We start from the raw sequence: 26,989 nt of genomic DNA on the forward strand, positions 1-26,989 counted from the left end.
GGGTCAGGGCCTGACGTAGGGCCGCATAGTCACCACCGCCGGTAATATCATCAATGGCAAACTGACGGTAATCGCGTTTTCGTGCACCGCCCGAATCAAACACCACACAGGAAGCAATGGTGGCTTCGCCCATGGTATGTGAGATATCAAAACATTCAATCCGGTCAATCGGACGTCCCACCACCTGTTCCAGCTGATGAAAGCGTTCATTCAGTTCAAAATGATTGGCCAGCTGGCCTTTAATGGCGTGCTGCACATTCATATTGGCCAGTTCCAGCCATTCGGCCCGGGTTTCACGAACATTGTGCTTAATCTGGACTTTCTTGCCGAATTCCTGTTGCAAGGCCTGTTCCAGCTCTTTGCGGTCCGGAAGCTCGACATTGATAATCAGCTCGGCAGGAACTTCATCGGCCACCTGAAAATAGAAGTTCGCCATGAAGTCGGAGAGCATTTGCCCCAGATCATCACCCAGCATATCCGGGAAATAGCTTTTACCACCCAGCATTTTACCATTGCGCACATGCATGATCTGCACACAGGTCACTCCGGCATGATAGGCAATCGCCAGAATATCGGCTTCACCTTTGAGTTTATAAATCGCCTGTTGCGATTGCACATCGCGCAGCAGTGCCATACGATCACGATAAAATACCGCTTTTTCAAATTCGAGCTTTTCAGCGGCTTCTTCCATTTTCTGAATCAATTCCTGATTCAATTCTTTGGTATCACCCTGTAAAAAGCGAATCGAGTTGTCTACATCATTTTTATATTCTTCAGGGCTAATTAAACCGACACAGGGCGCGCTACAGCGTTTAATCTGGTACTGCAAACACGGACGTTTACGCTGGGAGAAATAGCTGTTTTCACACTGCCGTACATTAAACAGTTTTTGCAGCACCACTAGGGTATCCCGGGCATTATAGGCACTCGGATACGGTCCAAAAAACTTGCCGAGCTGATGTTTACCCTTGCCGCGACCGGCCGCAATACGCGGATAAGGCTTGTCACTGGACACAAAAATATAGACATAGGATTTGTCATCGCGCAGCATAATGTTATATGGCGGACGATGCAGCTTGATCAGGTTTTGTTCCAGCAATAAAGCTTCGGTTTCCGAGCGAACTACCAGCGTTTCAATATCATAAATACGCGCCACCAAAGCCTGCGTTTTCGGATGTTCGATGGTTTTGACAAAATAGCTGGACACACGGTTTTTCAGATTTTTGGCCTTGCCGACATACAGCAGTTCGCCATCCTGACCCAACATACGGTACACGCCCGGTAAAGTGGTCATATGGGCCAGAATCTTTTCAATATGTTCTCGTGCGTTTTCGTTCACATTCAGCCTGATTTAAATTGCATAAACTTTGCTACATGATGTGATGGTTTTCATGCCATTTTCAAGCGAATCGCCTGTTTTTATCGCGATCATACAAAGTTCCAGCAATCACCTGATTGCTAAAAGCTATAAGTAAATTGCGCGTATTTTGCTATGCTCAGGCCATCTGAACAATTTGGATCAAACTGAATGACGACTCCCAATCACGCCATGCATATTGTCAAACCAGACACTGCAACGCATAGCACATCTGAGAAAGATAAACTGATTGGCAAGCCGCGTTTTCATTTTGAACCGCTTGAAGTCATGCAGCTCTTGAAGCAGCGCATTATTGGACAGGATGCTGCCCTGCAAGAAATTGAAAAAATGCTGCACGTGGTCAAAGCTGATTTTTCCAGTCCCGAGCGTCCCTTGTCCGTGACCTTGATGCTCGGCCCGACCGGTGTCGGTAAAACTGAAACGGTACGCCTGATTGCCGAAGCAATTTACGGCCGTCCTGATGCCTTTTGCCGCATCGATATGAACACTCTGGCACAAGAACACTATGCGGCAGCCATTACTGGTGCACCTCCGGGCTATGTCGGCTCCAAAGAAGGTCATAGCCTGTTTGATGAAACCGCCATTGCAGGCAGTCATACCCGCCCGGGGATTGTGCTGTTTGATGAGCTGGAGAAAGCCTCCACAGAAGTCATTCGCGGTTTAATGAATGTACTGGATACCGGAAAGCTGACCCTCACTTCAGGCACCAAAACCATCGACTTTCGTAACTGTATGATTTTTATGACCAGTAATGTCGGGGCACAGGCAGCACAGCAATATCTGGATAAACTGAATTTCTTACCGAAAAAAATGCAGAATCTATGTCTGAAAAAAATACCGACCCAAACCATTATTGAAAAAGTGATGTTTAAGAAATTCGATCCAGAATTTCTCAACCGCATTGATCGCACTTTACATTACCAAGCGGTACAGGATGATGCCCTGCCGAAACTGGTGGACATTGAACTGCAAAAACTGAATCAGCGCCTGCAGCATCAAAAACGTCAGGTGGTTTTGACCGAAGCCGCCAAAGCATACTTTTATAAAGATCATGATATCCGTTTTGGTGCACGCCATTTGGCCCGCAAAATGCGCACTGAACTGGAACCGATTCTGGCGGTGTATTTTTTAAATTATCCGGAAAAAACACAGCTCACTTTAAGCTATGCAGATGGGCAATTGATCATTCAGCCCGAATAATCCTTGTTATCCTCATGCTTGTAGTCAAATACTCAAACAGGTATTTGACTACAAATATGTCACTTTTACTTCAGTTCCAAGCTCCCTCCGCTGCGCTTAAAATTGGGATCGATTGACTATTTTGACCAAAACAAGGCCATAAAAAACTTGAAATAGCACACTTGTACCCGCTATAAATAAGCACGACATTATTAGAAAATCTTAATCTAAACAAAAAGTTCATTACATTTTTAACAGTTACAGTAAAAATAGGGTTGCCAAGCCTCAGGATTTGTTGAAAAAAATTGATGACCCTAGCGTCACGGCTTGATACAACTTGTTATGTTCTTTTTGGATATAGTTATCGTAAGATTGGCGAAGCATAAATGTACGCAGGAAAAAAGGCGTACATGCTTCACAACATCAACTTAGAAGTCCTCCAAAATAAAGGAGATCAGGCATGATCCACGCTGGCAATGCCATTACCGTCCAAATGCTTTCGGACGGAATTGCAGAATTCCGCTTTGACTTACAAGGTGAGTCGGTCAACAAATTTAACCGTGCAACGATTGAAGATTTTAAAGCTGCCATTGACGCTGTAAAAGCAGATAGCACCATTAAAGGTTTAGTTGTTACTTCAGGTAAATCAACATTTATCGTTGGCGCAGACATCACTGAATTTGGTGAAAACTTCGCTCAAGGCGAACAAGCGATTGTGGATTGGGCTTTGCCTGTTCACGACATCTTCAATGCATTTGAAGATCTAGAGATTCCTAAAGTTGCTGCAATCAATGGTATGGCATTGGGTGGCGGCTTTGAAATGTGCCTGGTCTGTGACTACCGTGTCATGTCAGAAGCTGCTCAAGTCGGCCTTCCAGAAATCAAACTGGGCATCTACCCTGGTTTCGGTGGTACTGTTCGTTTAAGCCGTGTTATTGGTATCGACAATGCGGTTGAATGGATGGCAATGGCTGCGCCTAAAAAACCTGCTGCTGCCCTTAAAGATGGTGCTGTTGATGCGGTTGTGGCTGCTGACAAACTTACTGACGCTGCGATTGACCTGGTTAAACAAGCACTTGCTGGCCGTGTAGACTGGAAAGCAAAACGCCAAGAAAAATTAGACCCAATTAAATTGAACCCGCTTGAACAAATGATGGCGTTCAATACGGCGAAAGGTGCGGTACTTGCAAAAGCAAATCCTGCTCAATACCCTGCACCTAAACTTCTTCTTGACTCATTACAAGCAGGTGCAAGCCTTCCACGTAACGAAGCTTTAAAAGTAGAAGCTGAAGGTTTTGCCAAAGCAGCTGTGACTCCACAAGCTGGTGCGTTGATCGGTCTATTCATCAACGACCAGGTGGTGAAGAAAACCTCTAAAAAATATGAGAAAGGTGCTCATCCTGTAAACCAGGCTGCTGTACTTGGCGCGGGTATTATGGGCGGTGGTATTGCTTACCAAGCGGCAAGCAAAGGCACACCAATCATCATGAAAGACATTGGTAATCCACAACTTGCACTGGGTATGAAAGAAGCGAATGGCTTGTTAACAAAACAAGTTGAACGCAAGAAAATGAAACCTGCGCAAATGGGTGAAACCCTTGCTCGTATCCGTCCAACTTTAAGCTACGAAGAGTTTAAAGAAGTGGATATCGTGATTGAAGCGGTAACAGAAAACCCTAAAGTGAAGGGTATCGTACTGGCTGAAACTGAGAAAAATGTTCGTGAAAACACGATCATTGCGTCAAATACTTCTACGATTTCAATCACCCGTCTGGCTGAAAACCTGCAACGTCCTGAAAACTTCGTGGGTATGCACTTCTTCAACCCGGTGCACATGATGCCACTTGTAGAAGTCATCCGTGGTGAGAAAACTTCAGCTGAAGCGATTGCAACGACTGTGGTTCTTGCTCAGAAAATGGGTAAAACACCAATCGTGGTGAATGACTGCCCGGGCTTCCTAGTGAACCGCGTATTGTTCCCTTACTTCGGTGCGTTCGACCTTCTGCTTAAAGATGGTGCAGACTTCCAGCAAATCGATAAAGTGATGGAAAAATTCGGCTGGCCGATGGGTCCTGCTTACCTGATGGACGTTGTCGGTATCGACACAGGCGTTCACGGTGCAGAAGTCATGGCTGAAGGCTTCCCTGATCGTATGAAACCGGACTTCAAAGGTTCGATTCAAACCATGTACGAAGCAAAACGTTTGGGTCAAAAGAACGACGTGGGTTTCTACAAATATGAATTAGACCGTAAAGGCAAAAAAGCCAAAGTAGTTGATCCAACCGCTTACGAGCTGGTTGCATCTGTGGCAACTGCTGAAAAACGTGAATTCGATGCTCAGGAAATCATTGACCGTATGATGCTGACTTTCTGTAACGAAACGGTTCGTTGCCTAGAAGACAACATTGTAGCTACTGCATCTGAAGCAGATATGGCGATGATCATGGGTGTAGGTTTCCCTCCATTCCGCGGTGGTCCATGCCGTTACATCGACCAAACAGGTGTTGCTGAATACGTTGCACTTTGCGACAAATACGCTCACTTAGGTAAGGCTTATGAAGCGCCACAAATGTTGCGTGACATGGCTGCTAACAACAAAAAATTCTACGGTTAAGGAGCAACGTGAATGGCTACTTTAAATCCGCGTGACGTTGTCATCGTTGATGGTGTACGTTCAGCAATGGGTAAATCCAAAAACGGTATGTTCCGCAATGTACGTGCTGACAGCTTGTCTGCTGAATTGGTTCGTGCTTTGGTTGCCCGTAACCAGTTTGATGTCAACGAAGTTGAAGACCTGATCTGGGGCTGTGTCAACCAGACGCTTGAACAAGGCATGAACATTGCCCGTAACATTGGTTTATTGGCTGACTTGCCTAAAACTGTTGCAGGTCAAACCATTAACCGTCTTTGTGGTTCTTCAATGCAGGCAATCCATGCTGCAGCGGCACAAATTGCAACCAACCAGGGTGATATCTTCATCATCGGTGGTGTAGAGCACATGGGCCACGTTGGCATGATGCACGGCATCGACATCAACCCAGAAGCATCTAAACATTATGCAAAAGCGTCTAACATGATGGGCTTAACCGCTGAAATGTTGGGTCGCATGAACGGCATTACTCGTGAAGAACAGGATGCATTTGGTGTTGAATCTCACCGCCGCGCTTGGGCTGCAACACAAGAAGGTCGTTTCAAAAACGAAATTATTGGTGTTGAAGGTCACGACCAGAACGGTTTCAAAATACTGTGCGACATCGACGAAGTGATTCGTCCAGATGCTAACCTTGAAGCATTCAAGGCTTTACGTCCAGCATTTGACCCGAAAGGCGGTACAGTGACTGCTGCAACATCATCTGCTTTGTCTGACGGTGCATCTGCAATGTTGTTGATGTCTGCTGAACGTGCTCAAGCTTTAGGTCTTAAGCCACGTGCTGTGATTCGCTCTATGGCGGTTGCAGGCTGTGACGCTGCGATCATGGGTTATGGTCCGGTTCCAGCTACGCAAAAAGCGCTTAAACGTGCTGGCTTGTCGATTGCTGACATTCAAACAATTGAATTAAACGAAGCGTTTGCTGCTCAAGGTTTGTCAGTTCTTAAAGGCTTAGGCATTTATGACCAGCAAGATCGTGTGAACTTGAACGGTGGTGCAATCGCTCTTGGTCACCCATTGGGTTGTTCTGGTGCGCGTATCACAACAACATTGTTGAACGTGATGGAACAACAAGATACGCAAATCGGTCTTGCGACCATGTGTATTGGTCTTGGTCAAGGTATCGCAACGATTATCGAACGTGTTTAAGATTTAAATACTTCGATCAAAAAAAACCCCGCTTATTGCGGGGTTTTTTTATACTTAAGTAAATCATAAATACAAATTAAGTTTTTAAACTCTGTTTTCTCTTTAAAGTCTTCAAATTTACTTACTATATAATCCTTCAATTCTAAAATATTAGCTAAATTAGAGTTTTCTATTACAAATAAGCATAAATAGTTTACCTTTCCTGTATCAGCATAGTCAGTTTCCAAAATATGACTTATTGATTCAAATTTATTATTTTTAAAGCTTTTTTGATAAGACTTAGAAACCTTTCCTTTAAAAAATTTCACATCTCTTTTTGAAAATTTAGTTAAATTTTCGCCTAAATCATGTTTATTTAAGTCTATTTTCGATAAATATTTTTGAATTGGTAAATACGTTGTCTCATAACTTAGACTTGATAAACATGAAATCATATCGTTAGGATCAATACTTAAATCATCAAATAATAAGTCTCCTAGTACCATTTCCAAATCAATTTTTTTAATTCCAACTTTACCTAAATAACTATTTTGGGCAACACCAAAACCAGCCACAAATTCCACATCACCACCTGACTTAATAATGTCCTCAATATCTGTCGGGCAATACAATTTCTTTTCAGGCGACTCACCTTGAACAATTTCATAAAATTGCTCTCTAAAAATTCGTAATATATGAGCTGGAATCTTTCGCTCTTTTCCTTGAAAAGCTAAATATACTTTTGAAAAATTATCAGTTTTTACTTGTGTTATAGGTATATTTTTATTATCTAAGAATCTCAAATGAGTTTCCGAAATTGAATCTTCTGCTCCCTTAGAACGATTTACGAATATCAAGTTTTTGGCAATTTTTTCTCTCTGCTCATCAGTTGTCATTATTTCCGAAATTGAGCCTAAAATAGATGCAATATTTTCATCATTTAATGAGTAACCAATAAAAAATACTGGATGCTCTAAAAATATTGATAAAAGTTTTGATGCTAGATAGGAGTTTTTATTTTTAAACTCATCATAATCATCTTTAGTTAATACTAAAGACTTCGGATCAGAACTACATCCATGAATTTTATAAATCTCTGCAATTTTTTGCGGATTCGAAAACAGTAAATTACTCTGCCCAATATATACTTTATATGTTGGAAATAAACTTTCTAACAACAAGTCCCAATTAGTTGTTATAACTCCATCAATAATAGTTTTTTCAGAAATTAGTGTTTCTAATTCTTCTTCTAATTTTTTATTTTCCAAAGGAATTTTTCTTAAATATTCACATATATCATATCTTAGTGGTGCAGTTAAATGCTTATACCAATCTGGCGAACTACTGACTGCTTTAGCTTCAGGTAATCCCCACCAATAATCAGAGTACGCTCTAGCCATATTTTGAGCAGCTAATGCTAAGTTATCATTACTTTCACTGGCATACTTAACAAATCCGGATTGTAAATTATTACCAAATCTAGTTAATAATCCCTCCCAATCCTCTAAACCGAGATAGCGTCGTGAAAACCCCGAACCTATAAACAAAAATGGGGCTGTTGGACTAGCTTTAATTATTTCTTTCAAACTTTCAGTTATACCCACATCACCCTCTAAATATTATAAAATTCAACAAAATAGCCATATTAAACTTACAATATTTAAAATTCCACTTATCTAAAAGCAAACTTTAGTAGGTATTGAAATACATACTGGATGTTCCTTCTCCCTTTGGGAGAAGGTTAGGATGAGGGGGCGTTTTTAATAAAATCCTCTCCCTAGCCCTCTCCTTAAAAAGGAGAGGGAATTTCCATTGTGAAATCAATAAATTTTCAAAAATTATTGTGAAATCTTCTGCGCCAACAATGTCGCAAAATGCTGTTTAATGCGGTTTCCCTGTGCATCTACCCGATGCAACTCACCAACATTTTCATTGTATTTCACAATGTTCCAGCCCTCATAAAGCGCACTTAACTCCCCTTGCTTAAAGGCAAATGGAAAATCAGCTTGTGCCGGAAGGTCGTCCGTATCCATCGCACAGACAATCAGGTTAAAACCATTCACTTGGGTCGCTTGTTGCATCTGCGCAATCAAAGGTCTAACCGTTTGGGCCTGTAAAAACATCATCACCACAGTACAGCAAATAAAGTCATAACGGCCGGTAATACTGGGGTCTGCATTTAAATCACGCTGTTGCACCTGAATATTATCAATCTGCTCACTCTGAATAATCTGCCTTAACTTTTGCAGGCTGTTTTCATTGACATCCCAAGCATCCACCTCAAAACCATGCTGACTTAAATACAGCGTATTACGCCCCTGCCCGCAGCCAACATCGAGGGCACGGCCACCTTGTAAATACGGCGTAGCAGCTAGAATTTCCGAGTGCGTGGGTGAAAGCTGATATTTTTTAGTGAAATAATCCTGTGGCAGACAGTAAAACCGTAGCTGACATTCAATGTCATCACTGGCAGAAACAATTTTATGCCACGCCTGCGGTTCAATAAACGGAGGCTGCTGCTCTGGGCTAAAGACGTGCTCGGACTTTACGGCTCCCGATTCCTCCAGCATGGCAAAATGCAGTTCACCCTTGAATACGGTTAGTTTTGCCCAGGTGCCGGCTTTGGTATTGTGCTGGTTTTTAAACCCTTGTGGGATACTCTGCTGTGTCCAGACAGGAAGTTCTTTATAGCATATAAGCTGTTGCATAAAAGACTGCGCTCCAAAGCATCGGTGGTTGGGCTAAAATTAATCAGTTGATGATCTATGTTTTTAGCATAGCCCGTTCCACAGCAGATTGAAATAAGCTAATGACATGCCATTCAGGCAAACTAAAAACCCTATAGAAAAACAAAAAACTGCCCGATACGGACAGTTTTTTGGAAAACTTTAAAAAGCGAGATAAATATTTTTTAATGCAGCAGTTGTTCGCGCAACCATTCCATATATTTTTCTTGGTCCATAAAGTCAGGGGCGCTACCGGTGTCCAGACTGTAATACTGCTGATTGAATTGAATCACAATCTGCTCGGTATGATGCCAGTCTTCAATCATTTTAAAGTATTGATTGAAGAAAAAACGGTTTTTACCCCAATTGTTCAGGCTTTCCAGTTTCGGATATTTTTTATTTTCAACAAATTCACTGTATACATGCTGAATATCATCAAAAACGTGTAGGGTTTTCATGACTCACCTGCCTAGATTTTATAGTGTGACCTTTGCAACAGTTTTAATCTAGCAACCGAATTTGAATAACAAATGACAGTCTTATTGCAAAACTGTCATGTTTAAAAAAGATGAAACTCAGATATTCAACGGCATAATCGCTTTGCCGGGCAAAACTCAAGAAAAACAAATCATGTACTCATCAAAAATATCCATTTCTCTTTAATTTAACCCGGACCCAACTAAAAACTTAAGAGTAATGTAACTCACCTGCAACATCATGTTATCTATCTGTAATTTTGGTTGAATATTCACACAATTAGGCCCAGCTACCGTGTTCCATTTTAAAAAATGAATCTCCCTAGCGTTAATATAACCAGTACAAAAAACCTCTTAATTCTCACGATTGAGTAATTCCCATGAATATGATTAAAACTACCATCGCCATTGCTTTAGTTGCAGGTACAACCTCTGCTATGGCTGCTACTGCTGTAGAAACTACGCCAGCTGCCAAGGTTGCCGCATTAAAAGCACAAGTAAAAGCAGACACCATTCAGACCGCAAGCACTGTTAAAGCAGCAGCTGCCACAACAAAAGAAAAAGCGGAAGTTAAAACCAAAACTGCTGCACATAAAACTGTCGCTGCCAAAAATGCAGCCGTAGCTAAAACTGTAGCTGCAAATGAAAAAGCTGTTGCTAAAACCGTAGCAGCAAAAGAAAAAGCTGTCGTTGCCACTCAAACTGCTACTCACAAAACAGAAGCCGCTAAAGATGCTGCTGTAGCTAAAACTGTAGCAAAAGCAGTGGAAGCGAAAGACGCAACTGTTGCTAAAACTGTCCAAGTAACAGATGCCACTGCTGCTAAAACTGTCGCTGCAAAAGATACAACTGTAGAAAAAACAGCTGAAGTAAAAGAAAGCGTTGCTGAAAAAGCAGATGCTGCTAAAACTGAAGTCAAAGCCAAGAAAAAAGGCTTCTTCTCTTGGTTTAAAAAATCTGCGGCTTAATCTGCATCGCGCATTTTAACCGTAAAAAAAGGATGCCATTCATGAGCATCCTTTTTTTAGTTAGCGTGAAAAATATGGTGATCCACATACTGCCCAACTAGCGAATAGCATTATTCGGTGTATTGGTTCGCTGTTGTTGCAGCTGTCTGATGATGTCATTTTGTGAGGTATTTTCCAGAATACCCAAGGAAAGTTGCTCTCGAGCGATTTGTACATTGACTGCTCTACGGTCTATCCCAAAAGGCGCAAAAATAATATACAGACCTTCTCGTGGATCAGGTGACTGCAAACCGCGGGCAATGGCCAGAACATATTGCTGCAATACCCATGGCAAGCTGTTGATGTCTGGCATAGGTGCTTCAGGAACTAAATCGATGGTCATCAACATAGTGGGATCAACCACAAAGTTTTGCGTATCTAGCTGGATCTGCATAATTCTATGCTGCAAAACTCGCTCTCTTTGAGGATCTTCACGATATTCAATAACGCGCGTGGTTTCAGCGCTTAACTTGGAGTCTGTTAAGGGGATTAATCCGGTAGTATCCATTATATCGGCAAAAGCAGAGGAAATAGAAAAGCTTGCAGCAATCATGACAATTGCGCAGGATAAATTTTTTAGCAGCTTCATGGCAGTTCTACTCAACAATGAATTGAAGTAAATAAACAACCGTCGACAGCTATAATTGTATAGTTTATACGCCTTTCAGCCACTTGCCCCGGACCAGTGGTCTTGCAAGACATTCTAACTTTCGTTAAAAAACCGGTTCATTTCACCTACTGAAAAAACATCAGACCTGCATCTATAAAAAGCGCTGTGCTGAACCATGTTTCTATAAATCAGATTTTTATCTTCTCCTGCTTAGGCTGCCCTGCTGGCATAAAAATTCCGTCATAATCGTTATTTTTCTCGCATTCCGACGCGCAGAAGTACAGGAAATGTTACATCTAAGTATTCTGGTCCCGCTTGCAAAGCCACTGAAATCGGCTGCAGCGGGTCATCCGTGTTGTGGTCGTGATAATGCTTGAGCGCCGACCAGGTGTTTAAATAACTGGTCAGTTGCTGCGGAGTCCATTGATATTCCAGGCGCAGCTCTGGAACCGCCTGTTCATAAAAAGGAAACGGAATACTTTGATACAGCTCATCAATATAACGGCGTTCACGATCCCAATCATCTTTTAAAGTTTCAGCATACAGCTGCTGAACCAAGGCATTGATTGCTGCATCCTGAACCTGAATGAGACCATAGCCAATAACCGCCAGCACCCCTTGAGCTTTAAGCACCCGTTTCACTTCTTTATAAAATGCCTCAAAGTCAAACCAGTGAATCGCTTGTGCCACCGTCACCAAATCGACGGAGTGCTCCGGAATCGTGGTCTGCTCTGCCGCCTGTAGCTGATAGCTGACATTTTCAAAATAAGGGGCCTGCTGTAATTGTGCTGCGCTAATATCAGTTGCTACCACATGCTCGAAATACGGTGTCAGAAGCTGGGTAAACTGCCCCGAACCGGCACCACAATCCCAGGCAAAAGTTCGTTCAGGTACATGCTTTAAAATTTCTTTGACAATTTGAACAGAATAACTAGGCCGAGCCTGTTTATAACGCACACTATTGCTGGAAAAAAGATCTTTCATTTAACGATGCTCAAAAATATTTATAAATTGAATCAATCACCTGATCAATTCTAAAACTGGTCTGGGCAATGAGCACCCACTGATCATTCAATTGATAATATTTAACATCGTATGAACCCAATTTCCAGCTCTGGGCAGGATTAAAACTGACCCGGCGGTTCCCGACTGGCTAAGCATATAATAATGGAGTAATGATCTCTGAAGAACATGACTAGCTCACAGGCTGAAAACAGCCCCTATTTTCAACCGCGCAGGCATTTGCCACTTTCTCGCGGCGGCAAATATAGGCTTAGCTGGCAAAGCTAAGGATTTTTTCAAAAGAAAAATTAAAGTGATCTCCGCTTCGGTCAGCTTCACAGGGCGTGACGAATAGCGATAAAAAATGCATATGGGGAGCGTGTAGCTTTTTATTGCTTAGTCTCCAGTTGTTTTACTTTGATGCCATAAGCAAAAAACCGCGAGCAATGACAATGTCAAACAAGAAAAATGATTACTTTTTCGGTATCGGTAGCTCAGGTACAGAAAAATTATTTATAGAATGTTCAATCGTACCAATGCTGACATTTTTCAGGTCGAGCTGTATATGCATATCACGATCGATGAGCTGCATACTGTTGCTATTGCTACGATCAATATGCTGCATACTGTTGCTACGGTTTATACCAAAGGGTTGCAACATAATATACAAGCCTTGCGTAGGATCACTCGACTGTAAACCCTGAGCAATACTCAATACATACTGTTGTAGAAAGGGCGATAAAGAATTGAGGTCAGGTTGTGCTTGTAAGGGCTGAATTTCCAGATTGGCAACCACATGGCTGTCGATCATAAAGTTTTGTGCTTCACGTGAATTACGAATAACTTGATGCTGTAAAGCACGGAGATTTTTTTCATCATTCTGATACGGCACAATTCCGGTTTCTGTACGTAACTCTGGCTCGGCCAGTACGTGCAGGGTGGGTAAGGTCACCGCGTCATCCGCGTGGACCATCATGCTCCATGGACAGCCCAATATCAGCAGCAAAGGATATATTTTTATAAATTTCATAAACTTGCCTCGCAACGTAATTTCAGGACAATGCAGTTTTACACCATGCAAGAAAAATTTTTTTCACTGCAACCGTATACGTTTTATAGCCTACCTGAAAATCCGTTTTGGCTCACCTTGACTCGGATAAACGGTCTTTTTCACTTTCTTAAATCTATTATGGGTATGCAATTTTTCTTGGTGTTTTAATGCACTTTGCATGCAATTATGATTCTCTATGACCAACCCAGAGGCGAAAAAAAAACCTCAAACAGTGTTTGAGGTTTTTTGAATATGGTGGCGAGACCCAGGATCGAACTGGGGACACACGGATTTTCAATCCGTTGCTCTACCTACTGAGCTATCACGCCGATGCGGTGTATTAAGCCGTATCTGTTATCAATAGTCAATATAATTCATGACATTTTTATTTAATCGAATATTTTTTACCCAAAAAAAATCCCTGATGGGATCAGGGATTGAAATCTTAAAATAGATTTTAAATATGGTGGCGAGACCCAGGATCGAACTGGGGACACACGGATTTTCAATCCGTTGCTCTACCTACTGAGCTATCACGCCGATGTCGCGTATTAAACAGTTTAAGTGTTTTTCAGTCAAGCAGGTTTTTAGCTTTTTCAAGCAAGTGCTTACTTTTAAGGCAAATTGATGTTTATTTGCCTATTTTTTATTTAAAACTCAATGGATCATCTAAGCCAGCATTATTTTCAGGCATAAAAAAACAGCACCATGGCTGCTTTTTTATTTTTGTTCAGGCTTAAATTTTTTCCAGATGTGCCAGACAGCGATGAATGGCTCCACAGCCTGGTTCAAACCTCTTCACGCCTTTTTCTTCTTCCATCCGGCACACTTCACTGACCAGTCGTTCTGCGACCCCGCGTCCACGGTTAGCTGGATGGACCACAATATTTTCCAGCGTACGACTTTCCCCCTGCCCGGTACACCAAATTGCCCCAATCAGTTTAGTATTAAATTCTGCTGTGTAAACTAAGGTATACTGAGCCAAGTTTTGCTCTAGTTGTTCCATGGCATCCTGCCCATCCCCAAATTCTGGGCTGGTGTCATACAGTCGCTCAAGCTGGCTGCGCACTTCGTCATTTTCTAGTGAAGTATAAGCATGTACGGTAATAGGCATTGATTAACCCTCCTGAGCAATCTAATATGCGATAATTTCGTCATCGCGAAAAAACATTTTACATCATCGTTTTTGAGGAACGTGTCTATGACGCAACGTATCAGTGAAGTGGTAAGAAACACTAACGAAACCAAAATCCGAGTTCGTGTGAATCTTGATGGTACAGGTCAAGGCACTCTCAACACAGGTGTTCCATTTTTAGATCATATGATTGATCAAATCAAGCGACACGGCTTATTTGACATTGATATTCATTGTGATGGTGACCTGGAAATTGATGACCATCACACCGTAGAAGACTGTGGTATCACTCTAGGTCAGGCATTTGCCCAAGCTTTGGGTGATAAAAAAGGCCTACGTCGTTATGGTCACTTCTATGCCCCACTGGATGAATCTTTAAGCCGTGTTGTGGTTGATTTATCCGGTCGTCCGGGCTTGTGGATGGATATTCCATTCACTCGCGCACGTATTGGCAGCTTTGATGTTGATCTATTCTCTGAATTTTTTCAAGGTTTTGTGAATCACGCGTTAATGACGTTGCACATTGATAACCTGAAAGGCAAAAACAGCCATCACCAGATCGAAAGCGTATTTAAAGCATTTGCCCGCGCACTCCGTATGGCCTGTGAAGTCGATCCACGTGCAGAAAATACTGTTGCTTCAACCAAAGGTACTTTGTAATGACCCGTATTGCCCTTCTTGACTATGGTATGGGAAATTTACACTCTGCAGCCAAAGCCCTGGAACATGTCGGCGCAACTGTAGATGTTACCAATGATCCCAAACTGATTGCCCAGGCCGATAAAATCGTCTTCCCGGGTGTAGGTGCCATGCGTGACTGTATGCAAGGCATGCATGAAGCAGGTATTGATGAAGTGGTACGCAATGCCGTGTTCAATAAGCCTGTGCTGGCGATCTGTGTCGGCATGCAAGCCTTAATGCAACACTCGGAAGAAAATGGCGGTTCAGATGCGCTGGGCATTTTTGCCGGTGAAGTAAAGCGTTTCCCGGATATGGCCGGTTTAAAAGTGCCACACATGGGCTGGAACCAAGTGCATCAGGCAGACCCAAGCCATCCAATGTGGAAAGACATTGAACAGGATGCGCGTTTCTATTTCGTGCATAGTTTCTATGTTGAACCTGAAGACAAGAGCATTGTGGCAGCCACTTGTGACTATGGTTTAGAGTTCTGTACGGCGCTGCATAAAGAAAACCTGTTCGCCACCCAGTTCCATCCGGAAAAGAGTCATACTGCCGGTTTGCAGTTACTGAAAAACTTTGTGGAATGGGATATCTAAGGCTCTTCCAATCAATTTTTAAAAAGCTCACTTCGGTGGGCTTTAATTTTGCCTAAACTCGGAAAAACCATTAAGCTGATTTCAGACCAGTTAGCTATTGATGATTATGGAAGAGCCCCTACTTCAAACCCTGCCCAGCAAAGAACAGATTCAGGCCTTCCCTCTATTTAAAAACCTTCCGATACAACAGATTCAGGTAATTAACAACCTGGAACAATGTCATGCTTTGGAAGCAGAATTAACACACTGTGCAGTATTTGGGTTCGATTCTGAATCCAAGCCCACATTTAGAGTCGGTGAAGTTTCTACGGGCCCACATCTGATTCAATTGGCGACCTTAGACAAAGCCTATCTGTTCCAAATGAATGATGAAATTTGGGAATTTTTAAAGCCGATTTTTGCCAGCCGTGACCAGATTAAAGTCGGCTTTGGCTTAAAAAATGATGCCCATCTATTCCGTAAAAAAGGTATTGAACTAAACAGTGTGATTGAACTGTCGAAATGCTTTTCTGCTTTTGGCTTTACCAATCCAATGGGACTGAAAAATGCCATGGCACTTCTATTTCAGGTGAACTTTCCCAAAAGTAAAAAAATCAGCACCTCGAACTGGGCACGTAAAACACTGACACCACAGCAGATTGACTATGCGGCTGCCGATGCCTATGCCCCGGTTTTAGTGTTTGAAGAATTACTGCGCTTAGGCTTGCTGCCCAAACATATTCCCAATACCACATTAAAGTTACGCATTCGCCCCAACAAAATAAAAGCTGCAACTCATGCTTAGAGATTTGCCAATACTTTGCTAAGATGGAACACAATGAATTCAATAAGATTGGGCAAGGAGCGAAAGCATGCTGATCATCCCTGCAATTGACCTGAAAGATGGCAAATGTGTCCGTTTAAAACAAGGCCGTATGGAAGACGATACCGTATTCTCTGACGATCCGGTTGCAACTGCACAGCATTGGGTCAATGAAGGCGCACGTCGCTTGCATCTGGTGGATTTAAACGGCGCTTTCGCAGGTACGCCGATTCATAAACCTGTGGTTGAAGCCATTGCCAAAGCACAACCAGAGCTGCCAATTCAAATTGGTGGTGGTATCCGTTCACTGGAAACCATTGAACATTATCTGGATGCCGGTGTGTCTTTTGTGATTATCGGGACCAAAGCAGTTCAAAATCCTGAGTTTGTGGAAGAAGCATGCAAGAAATTTGCCGGCCACATCATTGTCGGTATCGATGCCATGAATGGCATGGTGGCAACCGATGGCTGGGCCAATGTCACAGATGTAAAAGCGACTGACCTTGCAAAACGTTTTGCTGATGCTGGCGTATCAAGCATTGTCTATACCGACATTGCACGTGACGGTATGATGCAGGGTGTAAACATCGAGCAAACTGTTAACTTGGCGACTTATTCAGGTCTTCCTGTGATTGCCTCTGGTGGTGTGACCAATCTGGATGATGTCCGTAACTTGAAAGGCCAGCCGGGCATTTTAGGTGCCATTACCGGTCGCGCCATTTACGAAGGCACACTGAACCTTCGTGAAGCTCAATTATTGTTAGATGAACAATCACTTTAATTACGTGATGTATCTCCAAGAGGTCTTCGGACCTCTTTTTTATTTCTGATATTTTTAAAAATCACTTCCTGTGTAAGCATGTCCTATTTTCCCTCTTGCCTGAAAGCCAAAGCACCGCAACTTGCCTTAATTTTAATTACCCTGATTTGGGGTGGCTCGTTTATTACCGTGCAATATGGCTTAAACTTTGCCAGCCCGATGTTTTTTGTCGGCTGCCGTTTTGCTGCGGCCATGCTGTTTGTCAGCCTGTTTTCCTGGAAGGATTTAACTGCAATCCAACTGAAAGAAATTGCCGCAGGGGCTGTCATTGGTCTGGTGATTGCGCTGGGTTATGGCACGCAAACCATTGGACTGCAAAGCATCAGCAGCAGTGAATCGGCTTTTTTAACCGCGCTGTATGTACCTCTGGTGCCGATTCTTTTATGGCTATTGTTCCGTAAAACACCGCAATTCATGACCTGGTGTGGCACAGTGCTGGCCTTTTTAGGTCTGGTCTTTTTAACCGGAAATGGGTTTGGTGCAATCCAGCTGAGCTTTGGTCAGATCATTACCCTCTTGGGTTCAGTCGCTATTGCGATGGAAATTATTCTGATCGGATTTTTTGCCGGTAAAGTCAATGTCCGCCGTGTCACCGTGATTCAACTCGGCTTTGCCTCGATTTTTGCTTTTTGCATGATGCCTTTGGCTGGTGAAAGCTGGAATCCAGTTTTTTCCTGGCCGCTGGTGATCATTTTAACTGGCTTAGGTTTTGCCAGTGCCGCCATTCAACTGGTGATGAACTGGGCACAACGTGCAGTCGACCCTGCGCAGGCTGCCATTATCTATTCAGGTGAGCCAGTTTGGGCAGCTTTAATTGGTCGTATTGCGGGGGAGCGTTTGCCCTTACTGGCCATCCTTGGTGGGGTGTTGGTGGTTTTAGGGGTCATTGTCAGTGAATGGAAACCGAAGTTTTTGAAGAAAAATAAAGAAGTGAATCCTTAAAAGATCTCTTTCTGCTGAATATTTCTCTAAAGAAAATTCCTCATCTTCCAGGAGCGGTTAGGAGAGATTAATTTCAAGAGCACGAGAAATTCGAATTTTTCACTAAACATGTTGCTCTCTCCTCAATCCTCTCCCACAGGGAGAGGAAGAATCATTATCGGTTTTTGTGGAAGGAAAGAGATATTTAAAATGACACCATCTTCCCCGGATTAATCAACGCACCCAGTCCATAGGCGCTTTTTGCTACCGGAATGACCACGGGTGCCAGTGCACGACCAAACAGAATGTCCTGATGATGAATACAGGTCAGCATATTAAAGTCATCCGCTTTGCCACAGAAATCATCAGCAATCGCCTTACCGATACGTACCGTTTGCGCCACGCCATGACCGCTCCAGCCCTGTACGGCATAGATGGGGAATTTGTTGCCAAACTTACGGCTATCTGCCGCGCCATTCATGGTCAGGTCAGTGGTTCCACTCCAGACAAAATCCAGCTCGACACTTTTTAATTGCGGAAACACATGTTGAATCCGGCCCAATAAATACTGATGGGTTTTTTCAGGATTCCAGCATGAACCTGTCCCCTCCCCACCAAACAGCAAGCGGTTTTGCGATACACCACGGTAATAGTCGATCTGGAATTGCGTATCATAGACAGGTGCATCTGTTGGTAATAATTCTTTTAAATCAACTTCTAATGGAGCTGTAGTACAGACATAGGTATAGAACGGAATCGTGGTCTGATTATTCTTTTGCAGCAACTTAAAGGAGGCATGATGCACCCCCATCACCACACTTTTACGGGCTTTAATCACGCCACTGGTGGTGGTCACATAAATACCATCTTCCCGTTCTTCTACTACAGTGACTTCAGTTTGCTCATAGACTTTGCCGCCATTTTGACAGAAACCATAAATGAGACCGCGGTTTAAAGCCAGGGGATGAATATGTCCACCCAGAGCATCCAGCAAACCACCACAATAATTGTCAGAGGCAATGTGTTCTTTCAGCTCATGCTTGCCCACTACTTGAGTATGGGCCTCACCCAAAAACTTGCGTGCATCGGCACCTTGAGTTAAACCGACCAGATGCCCTTCATGTACGGCAGCGGTGATATGTCCACGTTTACGCTGCAAGTCTAGATTGTATTGGTCTGCAATCGAATCAATTAAGGACATCGCTTCGGTTGAGGTAAAGTGCCAGAGTTTTTTGGCATCTACATAACTGAAATGTTCAATCATTTCTACCGCTTCCCAACGTGCCAAACCAGGAGTCAATTGCCCGCCATTTCTTCCAGAAGCCGCACTACCAATCCGGTTTTTCTCGACCAGAACCGTCTCCACCCCCTGCTCAGACAGATGTAAAGCCGTCGAAGCACCCAGCAAGCCGCCGCCAATCACCACCACATCACATTCAATATCGGCACTCAAGGTATCAAACTGGTGCCATTGTTCCAGTGAACTTTCATAGTAATTCGCAGGATGCTCAAATGCATCATGCTTTGGATTAATCCAGTTCCATTCCTTGCCACTTTGCTGGTTTATGCTGGCTTTAAATTCTACGTCATTTAAAAATACTGGCTTTTGTATATTCATGTTCACTCTTCCCATCTTCAATTCATTTCAAAATTTGCGGCAATCTGTTAGTAGGCGTTGCCAATCACAATGTTTTGCTTTTTCAGTTTTTTGTACAGGAAGATCACAATCCCGACAGACAGCCAGCTACAACCAAACAACAGTGCGGAACGCTCCAGGTTGAACCATAAACACATGATCACGCCGACCGAAATAAATGGTAAAATCAGGTTCAAAAAGATATTTTTCATCCCGTGGCGTTGCTGGTCACGGACATAAAATTTGACGAAAACTGAAAAATTGACTGCGGTAAAGGCAATCAAAGCCCCGAAGCTAATCATGCTCACCACAGTTGCCAGGTCAAGGGCGATGGCCGTCAGGGAAATCAAACCAACCAAGAGTACTGCATAAAGCGGTGTACCTAATTTGCTGTGAACTTGCCCAAAAGTTTCTCTATGAAAAATACCATCTTTACCCATAATATGAATCAGACGGGATGCACTGGCATGGGTTGCCAGACCTGAAGCAAAGGTATTCATAATTTGTGCACACAAAAATACCGACTGGAACAGTGCTCCGCCGACATAAAGTACGATTTCAGGCAAGGCTTCATCCGGGTTGTTAAAACGGACATTGCTTGGAAAATAGAGTTGAATAAACCAGGATGCGGTCAGGAAAATGATACCGCCTACCAGTGTAGTGAGCATCACCGCACGTGGAATGGTTCGTTTCGGATCTCGAGTTTCATGCGACATGGTGGTCACCGCATCAAAGCCCAGGAATGAAAAGCACAGGATGGATGCCCCTGCAATCAAGGGCAGGATGGAGCTGTCACCATTAAATAACGGTGCAAGAGTCAACACGTGCTCATACCCTTGTCCCTCACCTACACCGCGAATCACCAGATATATGAATAGCACCATCAGCAATAAAGGTGCGATCACAAAGACCAGACTGAGATTGGCAAGAAAATTAATGCGGAAACAGTTAATGAGTGTGACCAGGCCTGCGAACAGCGTGACCCACATCCAGTAAGGTATGCTGGGAATAACCGCTTCCAGATAAATCCCGGCCAACAGTGCATTCACTAAAGGCAGCAAGATGTAGTCGAGCAAGGAACACCAGCCCACAAAGAAGCCAGCTTTGGCTCCACAAGATTCTGCGGTGTAGGTATAGGCAGAACCGGGTTTTTCAGTTTGCCGGCTAAAGCGTGCATAGCTAAATGCAGTCAGCAGCATCGCCACCAAAGCAAAAATATAAGCCAAGGGTACCCGGCCATCGGTGATTCCGGACACAATACCGAAAGTATCAAACACCACCATTGGGGTCATATAGGCCACACCAAGGATGACGACTTGCCATAACGACATTTTTTTGAAAGAGACTTGTGTTTTCTCCATAGCTGTCACCTGAACATTATTTATTTGAGTTATTTGTTCATTTGCAACGACTATGCCATATAATAAAAAATAAATATTTAATCTTGGTACGAGTAAATGCCAAAGTACAGTTTAGAAACTCGAAAAGCAGCCATTCAAATGTATAAAAAAACTGATTACAAAGTTGCAGTATGCAAAGAATTCAACATTTCTCGTGTGACGCTGGATGCATGGATCAAGCTGGAAGAAGAAACTGGAGACTTACTGCCAAAACCGGCAAAAAACCGCGGTGCACCGAGTCATATTAAAGACTGGGATGAATTTCAAGTATTTGTAAAAAATACAAAATTTAAGAATATTAGCGACCTTGTAATATTATTTGAGCAACGTTTTGGCTACGCAGTTTCGTATGCGGTTTTGGTGCGCGCAATTCATGTTTTAGGACTACGCCGCCGTCGCGGTCGATTTTATTCTTAAGCCTAAAACCATTCTAAATTAAAATAAAAAATAAATTAAATTTATATAAATAACTGTACATTAATGTAAAGTTATTTTATTAAAAATGTAAACTATAAATATTAAAAAAGTAAATCTATTAAAATAAAAAAGTAAATTTTAAATATTAAAAAAGTAAAGTAAATTAACTAAAAAAGTATGCTATAAAAATTAAAAAGGTAAACTGATTTTTTACAAAAGAATTAAATTAATGCATCTGTTTAAACAGATGATTCATTATAGCGCATAAAAAAGGTGGCTATTGCCACCTTCATTTTTTAGATCTGTTGTTATTGATACATAGGCTGATTGTCATTCAAACAGATAATACCGCGAATAGCACGATAGACAATCCAGATCCAAGAAATGCCAATCACCAGCAAACAAAATGCACTTGCGCCTAAGGCAACCCCAGTAAATGCATCCATGTTTTCACCGGTAAAAAACAGGAAAATAAAAGGAATAAAGGCAATCAGGTTCCAAAACAGATACCATCAGAAGGTCCGGATTTGCCAGCTAAAATGACTTTCAAAAATGGAGCCCCGTACATCATTGCGCTTTATATAGTTAATGATCAGGGCAACAACGGCCAATAAGCCTCCCGTAAAAATGGCAATGATATACAGGATATAAAGAATTAAAGTCAGGGTACGATTGGGATCTTGATCGATAGAATAATTCATTATTATACCTTTTAAGTAATCGTTCCCCCCTTTTAAAATTTCAGCACATTAAAAGGAGAAATCAGCCATAAAATCAAAAGTATGTTTAAGGCTATAGTACAAAAATAAATCTTTCTAAAGGGTTGTTTTTGTGTTTTATGACGCAGCTTTTCCTGAGCCAGCCATGCCGTAGGCCAGCCTCCCAGAAAAGATAGCAGATGCAGGGTTTGCTCGGGTACGCGGCGATTACCTTGCAAGGCAGCTTCTTTATCTTGAGCGTACATCCAGTAAGTGATGGCATTAATGATGCTAATAAATAACAGCACCATGCCACTTAATAAACCCGCTATGGTAAACACGGCCAGAGCCAAAATATAACCGATACAGGCAATTTGCATCGGTTTTAATTTTTGTGCCGGTTGCTTGGAGAGCTTTGGCTTGCTCACATTTTTTTTAGTTTGTGACGCTTTAAGATAAGTCACCTGCTGGGCACGATAACGCCCATCTCCATCCAGCAATACCGTATATTCAAGCGCACAACCCACAATCGGACGGGGTCCTTGACGGGCAAAATCCTTAATGTGTAGAAACACGCGATCTTTCGAGGCATCATTAGGCTGAATAAAACCATAGCCTTTTTCATCAAACCATTCGACCAATCGCCCCTGATCACGCATTTTTATATCCTATATCAAGCCGTCACAAATTTTAGTCGTTCTACCAGCATATTACGCATTTCCAAAGGATTTTTCTGAAGAATATCATCTCCTGTACGTCCTTGTTGTGCATTTTTTTGTGCGACTTGTAAACGCATCAGCCAAAACCGTGCTGCCGCCATGGCCAGATAAATTTCCAGACAGGATTTTTCATCCTGAGTCAGAGGACGCACCGTTTCATAAGCTTCTAAAAAAGCGTGGGCTTTCGCTTCATTTAAATGCACCTCGGGATATTCGGTGCAGAAGTCATTTAAAGTAATAGCAATATCAAACAGGAATTCGTCTTTATTTAATTCGTAAAAATCCAGGATTCCTTTCAATTCATTGCCTTCAAACAAGGTATTGTCACGAAACAAATCGGAATGAATAAAGCCTTTGGGACGGTTTGGATAGACGGCAGTGAGTGCGTCATAAAGCCCCAGCACTTCACTGAGCAGAATAGAATCGGCAGGATTTAGAGTCGGTTTTAATTCTTTCGCCACTTGCAGCCAGTAATTGTGGTTACGATATTCGGCCCGTTCCAACGGAAAATCCTGTAGAGCCACATGGATTTTCGCCTGTGCCACAGCAATGGCCTGTGCCTGTTCCAAAGTTGCTGGCATGGGATGCTTGCCCATCATGCGTGGGGCTATCTGCGCAGGCTTATTTTTTAAAGGATGAATGGCCTGCCCTGCATAATTTAACGGTACAGGCACGGCTAAACCTTGCTGACCTAAATGCTCCAGTACCGGAACCAGTTCTGCTGCACCCTGCTCATCCATCTCTTCAAATACGGTCAGCACATACTGCTTTGCATTTTCACAGACTAAAAAATAGTTGGTATTCTGAATCCCGCCTTGAATCGGAATCAGCTCCAGCACCGCTAATCCATAAGGTGCTGCAAACGCCTGAACTTCCTGTAAAGTCAAAGTGGTATAAACCGACATAGAAAACCTGCAAAAAAACTTACATAATTTTGATAGAATACCTGCTACAACTACCAAGGTGTAGCACCTTCGTGGCGAAGTTTCATAATCGGCTGTTATTTTTGGAAAAAATTATGCTTGCTAAACGTATTATTCCTTGCCTTGACGTAGATAATGGTCGAGTGGTGAAAGGCGTACAGTTCCTTGATATTCGTGATGCAGGCGATCCGGTCGAAGTAGCACGCCGTTATAATGAACAAGGTGCCGATGAAATTACCTTCCTGGACATTACTGCAACCTCAAGTGGTCGCGATACCACTTACCGTACCGTTGAACGCATGGCAGAAAGCGTGTTTGTTCCCTTAACTGTAGGCGGTGGTGTACGCAAGGTGGAAGATATCCGCTTGTTACTGAATGCTGGTGCCGATAAAGTCAGCATTAACTCGGCTGCGGTATTTAACCCGGAATTTGTTCAAGAGGCTTCGCAACGCTTTGGTGCCCAATGTATTGTAGTTGCGATTGATGCCAAAAAAACCGGCGACAATAAATGGGAAATTTTCACCCATGGTGGCCGTAAACCGACCGGCATTGATGCGATTGAATGGGCAGTCAAAATGGCCGATTACGGTGCGGGCGAACTTTTAATTACCTCTATGGATGCCGATGGCACCAAAGCCGGTTATGATCTGGCCTTAATGCGTAACATCAATGACCGTGTCACCATTCCAACTATTGCTTCTGGTGGCGTGGGTAACTTGCAGCATTTGGCTGATGGTATTCTTAAGGGTGGTGCAGATGCAGTACTTGCAGCTTCTATTTTCCACTTTGGCCAATACACCATTCCGGAAGCAAAACAATATCTAGCAGCACAAGGGATTGAAATGCGTCTCTAAGCAGTGACACAAGTTAATCTAAAAAGAGTGGTCCTTTCCACTCTTTTTTATTTATAGACCCGCTCTAAAATCAGACCCGAATAAAAAGTGCAGATAAAAAAAGGGAGTCTTGAAGACTCCCTATAAACCAAGAAAACTACAGCGCGGTTTCTTGAAAAGAAAAACAGTAAAATGACATATACAGTGACTCGTCAACTTAACTGGGCCAGCCTGATTGCGAAAACAAATATATAACAAATAATAATAAAAACATTGACTATTAATACCGAAAATATTGACAAATTACGACAAGATCTCGGCAGTCGTGACTTCTAGCTATTTTATCGTGCAATATCTTCCTGATCGATAAAACTTACACTTCATTCTAAAAAAATAACTAATTACCCTGTTTTTCCACCCATTTCGCCGGAAAATAACGCTCGGTTATACCGTTCAACAGATTTGAAACTATGCCGGGCAGCAGAATTCCTAAGGGATTTTTCTCCTGCAATTCTGGGGCTGAAATCACCCGAGTTCCCAAAATGTAATCAAACCAGGGTTTGGTCACGCACCAGTTGGCATCCTGATTGGAATTCATATGATGATCATAATGCCAGGGAATTTTTTTCATGGCCCACTCTGGCTCTAAATGGGCACGGCGGTGAATATAATAATAATTACAGGCACTATATACCGTAGACAGTGCCATACCTTTAGAGACCGGATAAAATAGCGTGCCAAAAACGCCCGCAACCACAGTCAGTGAAATAATTTCATTTTTAGTGCGCCAATTGGCAAGACCTTCGACATAACCAGGGTCATGAAATGCCGTTTTTCTGACTTCACGATGATGCTCCCAATGTGATTTCATGCTGTCTGGCACCGGACTATAACGCGGCTTTCCACTGCGATGTGTGCCATGCAAAATATATTTGTGGGCGATCCATTCAAAGCCGTTGGCGACCACTAACCCAACAATAAAACCTTTCAACATCAGCATTTCTCCCTATTCTGTATTGAATATAGGCAATGAAATGTGCTAAATATTGACCTTAAAATAAAACTTCATTGACAAATTACGACAATAAAAAGATCAATATGCATCAGTTTAAAGATTACACAGGCTCTGTATATGGCGGACTTGGGCATTTACTTTATGCCTATAGCCAGGCCAAAGGCTTAGCCATTTCTGAAAAACTTGAACAAGTTCAGAACTTGGAACGCTTTGACTTTTGTCTTTGGCGCGAATTACTGACCGATGTAGATCAGCATTTAAAAATTCCTGCACTCGGCTTAGAGATTGCCGAATATGTACAACCCAAACATCTCGGCATCATTGCCTATATTGCCCTGTCCTGTAATACCTTAGGTGAAGCTTTGTATCGTTATCATGACCTGCATCGTTTGATCTATGATGGCAGCCCCTTACAAGCCGACATGCTGGGGGATTATTTGGCCATTGGCTGGGGAAGTGTTCCTTTTCATCTGACCACTCAAGTCAGCAATGAAATCGCAATTGCCGTGATGTTTCAGTTCCTGAAACATTCTATGGAATTTGAAGATATTCATATTCATGAGGTTCACTTTACCCATCCGGCACCCAAGAATGTCGCGTTATACGAACAGTATTTCCATTGCAAAGTCCATTTTTCTCAGCCTGTGGCGCAAATTATTTTACCAGTTGCCGAGCTCGCCAAGCCTTTTCGTCAAGGAGACCAAACCCTGCAACATTTGCTGATGCAGCAAGCTCAGGCACTCCTGGATAAACTTCCGAATTCCACCCAATTAGATGAACGTCTGCAACAAGCTATTCTCACCGGACTGCAAAAAAACCTGTATCAAATCGAACCGATTGCCAAGCAGCTCAGTATGTCGGTACGGCAATTGCAACGCCATTTACAACAACAAGGCACCACCTATCAGCAGCGTATGCAAGAAGTACGACATTTATTGGCAGAGCAATATTTAAAAGATCGGCATCTCAGCCTGCAAGAAATTGCCTTATTGCTGAGTTATTCCGAACAAAGTGCCTTCCAGCGTGCTTTTAAAAAATGGACAGGCATGACACCGCAGCAATGGCGATGTTATTCACCAATTAAAATGTCTATGCGATAAACCATTTAAAATGTCCTGTTTTTAACCACAAGAGTCAAGCACAGGATTTAAATTTCTTTGTTCAATGATAGCTTTCTGAGCTTTAC

25 protein-coding genes, 2 tRNA genes and 1 pseudogene are annotated in these 26,989 nt (G+C 42.6%); 12 read left to right on the top strand and 16 right to left on the bottom strand.

All coding sequences use genetic code 11. The features are described 5' to 3' along the window. Positions 1-1,339, bottom strand: a 1,339-nt coding sequence (gene uvrC, locus B9T38_RS16010) for an excinuclease ABC subunit UvrC (protein WP_086197709.1), incomplete at its 3' end; no start/stop codon positions are given. 189 nt (positions 1,340-1,528) lie between these two features. On the opposite strand from uvrC, the gene B9T38_RS16015 reads away from it, so the two are divergent. The 3 genes from B9T38_RS16015 (at position 1,529) to fadA (ending at position 6,356) form a co-directional block, all read left to right on the top strand. Further along, entirely contained in the window at positions 1,529-2,578 is a 1,050-nt protein-coding gene (locus B9T38_RS16015; RefSeq protein ID WP_086197710.1) for an AAA family ATPase, read from the top strand. A 439-nt stretch (positions 2,579-3,017) separates the two neighbouring features. Further along, positions 3,018-5,171, top strand: a complete 2,154-nt coding sequence (fadB, locus tag B9T38_RS16020; protein WP_086197711.1) for a fatty acid oxidation complex subunit alpha FadB — start codon at positions 3,018-3,020, stop codon at positions 5,169-5,171. 12 nt (positions 5,172-5,183) lie between these two features. Beyond that, positions 5,184-6,356, top strand: coding sequence for an acetyl-CoA C-acyltransferase FadA (fadA, locus tag B9T38_RS16025; RefSeq protein WP_086197712.1), 1,173 nt, complete (start codon positions 5,184-5,186; stop codon positions 6,354-6,356). Positions 6,357-6,388: 32 nt separating this feature from the next. On the opposite strand, the gene B9T38_RS16030 is transcribed toward fadA, so the two are convergent. The 3 genes from B9T38_RS16030 to B9T38_RS16040 form a co-directional block, all read right to left on the bottom strand. Continuing rightward, positions 6,389-7,939 carry an SIR2 family protein gene (locus B9T38_RS16030; RefSeq protein WP_086197713.1) on the bottom strand — a complete coding sequence of 517 codons (1,551 nt, stop codon included), beginning with the start codon at positions 7,937-7,939 and terminating at the stop codon, positions 6,389-6,391. 234 nt (positions 7,940-8,173) lie between these two features. Beyond that, the gene (gene tehB / locus B9T38_RS16035) at positions 8,174-9,043 is read right to left on the bottom strand and encodes an SAM-dependent methyltransferase TehB (RefSeq protein WP_086197714.1); all 870 of its coding nucleotides are present in this window, start codon (positions 9,041-9,043) and stop codon (positions 8,174-8,176) included. A 203-nt stretch (positions 9,044-9,246) separates the two neighbouring features. After that, positions 9,247-9,519: a hypothetical protein gene (locus B9T38_RS16040; RefSeq protein ID WP_086197715.1), complete on the bottom strand. Its 273-nt coding sequence runs from the start codon at positions 9,517-9,519 to the stop codon at positions 9,247-9,249. A 398-nt stretch (positions 9,520-9,917) separates the two neighbouring features. Between B9T38_RS16040 and B9T38_RS16045 the strand changes: the two genes are divergently transcribed. Further along, the gene (locus tag B9T38_RS16045) at positions 9,918-10,505 is read left to right on the top strand and encodes a hypothetical protein (protein ID WP_086197716.1); all 588 of its coding nucleotides are present in this window, start codon (positions 9,918-9,920) and stop codon (positions 10,503-10,505) included. A 97-nt stretch (positions 10,506-10,602) separates the two neighbouring features. Here the strand turns inward: B9T38_RS16045 and B9T38_RS16050 are convergent, their stop codons facing one another. From B9T38_RS16050 to B9T38_RS16075, 6 genes are all read right to left on the bottom strand, one after another. Beyond that, a complete protein-coding gene (locus tag B9T38_RS16050; protein WP_213033061.1) occupies positions 10,603-11,133 on the bottom strand; it encodes a hypothetical protein in 531 nt (176 codons plus the stop codon). Between the two features lie 270 nt (positions 11,134-11,403). Beyond that, entirely contained in the window at positions 11,404-12,138 is a 735-nt protein-coding gene (locus B9T38_RS16055; RefSeq protein WP_086197717.1) for a class I SAM-dependent methyltransferase, read from the bottom strand. 490 nt (positions 12,139-12,628) lie between these two features. Then, a complete protein-coding gene (locus B9T38_RS16060) occupies positions 12,629-13,129 on the bottom strand; it encodes a hypothetical protein (protein ID WP_251992261.1) in 501 nt (166 codons plus the stop codon). 331 nt (positions 13,130-13,460) lie between these two features. Beyond that, positions 13,461-13,536 (bottom strand) — tRNA-Phe (locus B9T38_RS16065). 135 nt (positions 13,537-13,671) lie between these two features. Then, positions 13,672-13,747: transfer RNA gene (locus B9T38_RS16070), tRNA-Phe, on the bottom strand. Positions 13,748-13,943: 196 nt separating this feature from the next. After that, positions 13,944-14,321: an acetyl-CoA sensor PanZ family protein gene (locus B9T38_RS16075; protein ID WP_086197719.1), complete on the bottom strand. Its 378-nt coding sequence runs from the start codon at positions 14,319-14,321 to the stop codon at positions 13,944-13,946. 87 nt (positions 14,322-14,408) lie between these two features. Between B9T38_RS16075 and hisB the strand changes: the two genes are divergently transcribed. The 5 genes from hisB (at position 14,409) to B9T38_RS16100 (ending at position 18,183) form a co-directional block, all read left to right on the top strand. After that, on the top strand, positions 14,409-15,002 hold the full coding sequence (hisB, locus tag B9T38_RS16080; RefSeq protein WP_086197720.1) for an imidazoleglycerol-phosphate dehydratase HisB: 594 nt from the start codon (positions 14,409-14,411) through the stop codon (positions 15,000-15,002). Further along, positions 15,002-15,619: an imidazole glycerol phosphate synthase subunit HisH gene (gene hisH / locus B9T38_RS16085; RefSeq protein ID WP_086197721.1), complete on the top strand. Its 618-nt coding sequence runs from the start codon at positions 15,002-15,004 to the stop codon at positions 15,617-15,619. The genes hisB and hisH overlap by 1 nt, the downstream gene beginning before the upstream one ends. Before the next feature lie 106 nt (positions 15,620-15,725). Further along, positions 15,726-16,403 (top strand): 3'-5' exonuclease, encoded by a 678-nt coding sequence (locus B9T38_RS16090; protein WP_086197731.1) that lies wholly within the window; start codon positions 15,726-15,728, stop codon positions 16,401-16,403. Positions 16,404-16,470: 67 nt separating this feature from the next. Beyond that, positions 16,471-17,202 carry a 1-(5-phosphoribosyl)-5-[(5-phosphoribosylamino)methylideneamino]imidazole-4-carboxamide isomerase gene (gene hisA / locus B9T38_RS16095; protein ID WP_086197722.1) on the top strand — a complete coding sequence of 244 codons (732 nt, stop codon included), beginning with the start codon at positions 16,471-16,473 and terminating at the stop codon, positions 17,200-17,202. Positions 17,203-17,280: 78 nt separating this feature from the next. Next, entirely contained in the window at positions 17,281-18,183 is a 903-nt protein-coding gene (locus B9T38_RS16100; protein ID WP_086197723.1) for a DMT family transporter, read from the top strand. 184 nt (positions 18,184-18,367) lie between these two features. Here B9T38_RS16100 and B9T38_RS16105 read toward each other — a convergent pair whose 3' ends face one another. After that, a complete protein-coding gene (locus B9T38_RS16105) occupies positions 18,368-19,780 on the bottom strand; it encodes an NAD(P)/FAD-dependent oxidoreductase (RefSeq protein ID WP_086197724.1) in 1,413 nt (470 codons plus the stop codon). 47 nt (positions 19,781-19,827) lie between these two features. After that, positions 19,828-21,159 (bottom strand): APC family permease, encoded by a 1,332-nt coding sequence (locus B9T38_RS16110; RefSeq protein ID WP_086197725.1) that lies wholly within the window; start codon positions 21,157-21,159, stop codon positions 19,828-19,830. A gap of 96 nt (positions 21,160-21,255) precedes the next feature. On the opposite strand from B9T38_RS16110, the gene B9T38_RS16115 reads away from it, so the two are divergent. Continuing rightward, positions 21,256-21,615 carry a COG3415 family protein gene (locus B9T38_RS16115; RefSeq protein ID WP_086197726.1) on the top strand — a complete coding sequence of 120 codons (360 nt, stop codon included), beginning with the start codon at positions 21,256-21,258 and terminating at the stop codon, positions 21,613-21,615. Between the two features lie 308 nt (positions 21,616-21,923). On the opposite strand, the pseudogene B9T38_RS16120 reads toward B9T38_RS16115, so the two are convergent. From B9T38_RS16120 to B9T38_RS16130, 3 genes and pseudogenes are all read right to left on the bottom strand, one after another. After that, positions 21,924-22,316 (bottom strand): annotated as a pseudogene (locus B9T38_RS16120) (DUF4870 family protein). A 32-nt stretch (positions 22,317-22,348) separates the two neighbouring features. Then, the gene (locus B9T38_RS16125) at positions 22,349-22,972 is read right to left on the bottom strand and encodes a DUF1294 domain-containing protein (RefSeq protein WP_086197727.1); all 624 of its coding nucleotides are present in this window, start codon (positions 22,970-22,972) and stop codon (positions 22,349-22,351) included. 14 nt (positions 22,973-22,986) lie between these two features. After that, positions 22,987-23,937 (bottom strand): homoserine kinase, encoded by a 951-nt coding sequence (locus B9T38_RS16130; RefSeq protein WP_086197728.1) that lies wholly within the window; start codon positions 23,935-23,937, stop codon positions 22,987-22,989. A 113-nt stretch (positions 23,938-24,050) separates the two neighbouring features. Between B9T38_RS16130 and hisF the strand changes: the two genes are divergently transcribed. Then, positions 24,051-24,809: an imidazole glycerol phosphate synthase subunit HisF gene (gene hisF, locus B9T38_RS16135; RefSeq protein ID WP_086174644.1), complete on the top strand. Its 759-nt coding sequence runs from the start codon at positions 24,051-24,053 to the stop codon at positions 24,807-24,809. A 376-nt stretch (positions 24,810-25,185) separates the two neighbouring features. On the opposite strand, the gene B9T38_RS16140 is transcribed toward hisF, so the two are convergent. After that, entirely contained in the window at positions 25,186-25,782 is a 597-nt protein-coding gene (locus tag B9T38_RS16140) for a hypothetical protein (RefSeq protein ID WP_086197729.1), read from the bottom strand. A 104-nt stretch (positions 25,783-25,886) separates the two neighbouring features. Here B9T38_RS16140 and B9T38_RS16145 point away from each other — a divergent pair, with 104 nt between their 5' ends. Beyond that, the gene (locus B9T38_RS16145) at positions 25,887-26,903 is read left to right on the top strand and encodes an AraC family transcriptional regulator (RefSeq protein ID WP_086197730.1); all 1,017 of its coding nucleotides are present in this window, start codon (positions 25,887-25,889) and stop codon (positions 26,901-26,903) included. Positions 26,904-26,989: the final 86 nt, after the last annotated feature.

This window comes from Acinetobacter sp. ANC 4218 (genome assembly GCF_002135245.1).
GTDB lineage: Bacteria > Pseudomonadota > Gammaproteobacteria > Pseudomonadales > Moraxellaceae > Acinetobacter.

Excerpts from the sequence above, each read along its gene's own strand:
- tehB (WP_086197714.1), bottom strand. The coding sequence starts at position 9,043 with ATGCAACAGCTTATATGCTATAAAGAACTTCCTGTCTGGACACAGCAG.
- hisA (WP_086197722.1), top strand. The coding sequence starts at position 16,471 with ATGCTGATCATCCCTGCAATTGACCTGAAAGATGGCAAATGTGTCCGT.
- B9T38_RS16100 (WP_086197723.1), top strand. The coding sequence starts at position 17,281 with ATGTCCTATTTTCCCTCTTGCCTGAAAGCCAAAGCACCGCAACTTGCC.
- hisH (WP_086197721.1), top strand. The coding sequence starts at position 15,002 with ATGACCCGTATTGCCCTTCTTGACTATGGTATGGGAAATTTACACTCT.
- B9T38_RS16060 (WP_251992261.1), bottom strand. The coding sequence starts at position 13,129 with ATGGTCCACGCGGATGACGCGGTGACCTTACCCACCCTGCACGTACTG.
- fadB (WP_086197711.1), top strand. The coding sequence starts at position 3,018 with ATGATCCACGCTGGCAATGCCATTACCGTCCAAATGCTTTCGGACGGA.
- B9T38_RS16110 (WP_086197725.1), bottom strand. The coding sequence starts at position 21,159 with ATGGAGAAAACACAAGTCTCTTTCAAAAAAATGTCGTTATGGCAAGTC.
- B9T38_RS16130 (WP_086197728.1), bottom strand. The coding sequence starts at position 23,937 with ATGTCGGTTTATACCACTTTGACTTTACAGGAAGTTCAGGCGTTTGCA.
- B9T38_RS16055 (WP_086197717.1), bottom strand. The coding sequence starts at position 12,138 with ATGAAAGATCTTTTTTCCAGCAATAGTGTGCGTTATAAACAGGCTCGG.
- B9T38_RS16115 (WP_086197726.1), top strand. The coding sequence starts at position 21,256 with ATGCCAAAGTACAGTTTAGAAACTCGAAAAGCAGCCATTCAAATGTAT.
- B9T38_RS16140 (WP_086197729.1), bottom strand. The coding sequence starts at position 25,782 with ATGTTGAAAGGTTTTATTGTTGGGTTAGTGGTCGCCAACGGCTTTGAA.
- B9T38_RS16105 (WP_086197724.1), bottom strand. The coding sequence starts at position 19,780 with ATGAATATACAAAAGCCAGTATTTTTAAATGACGTAGAATTTAAAGCC.
- B9T38_RS16045 (WP_086197716.1), top strand. The coding sequence starts at position 9,918 with ATGAATATGATTAAAACTACCATCGCCATTGCTTTAGTTGCAGGTACA.
- B9T38_RS16075 (WP_086197719.1), bottom strand. The coding sequence starts at position 14,321 with ATGCCTATTACCGTACATGCTTATACTTCACTAGAAAATGACGAAGTG.
- hisB (WP_086197720.1), top strand. The coding sequence starts at position 14,409 with ATGACGCAACGTATCAGTGAAGTGGTAAGAAACACTAACGAAACCAAA.
- B9T38_RS16090 (WP_086197731.1), top strand. The coding sequence starts at position 15,726 with ATGGAAGAGCCCCTACTTCAAACCCTGCCCAGCAAAGAACAGATTCAG.
- B9T38_RS16040 (WP_086197715.1), bottom strand. The coding sequence starts at position 9,519 with ATGAAAACCCTACACGTTTTTGATGATATTCAGCATGTATACAGTGAA.
- fadA (WP_086197712.1), top strand. The coding sequence starts at position 5,184 with ATGGCTACTTTAAATCCGCGTGACGTTGTCATCGTTGATGGTGTACGT.
- B9T38_RS16125 (WP_086197727.1), bottom strand. The coding sequence starts at position 22,972 with ATGCGTGATCAGGGGCGATTGGTCGAATGGTTTGATGAAAAAGGCTAT.
- B9T38_RS16050 (WP_213033061.1), bottom strand. The coding sequence starts at position 11,133 with ATGAAGCTGCTAAAAAATTTATCCTGCGCAATTGTCATGATTGCTGCA.
- B9T38_RS16015 (WP_086197710.1), top strand. The coding sequence starts at position 1,529 with ATGACGACTCCCAATCACGCCATGCATATTGTCAAACCAGACACTGCA.
- hisF (WP_086174644.1), top strand. The coding sequence starts at position 24,051 with ATGCTTGCTAAACGTATTATTCCTTGCCTTGACGTAGATAATGGTCGA.
- B9T38_RS16145 (WP_086197730.1), top strand. The coding sequence starts at position 25,887 with ATGCATCAGTTTAAAGATTACACAGGCTCTGTATATGGCGGACTTGGG.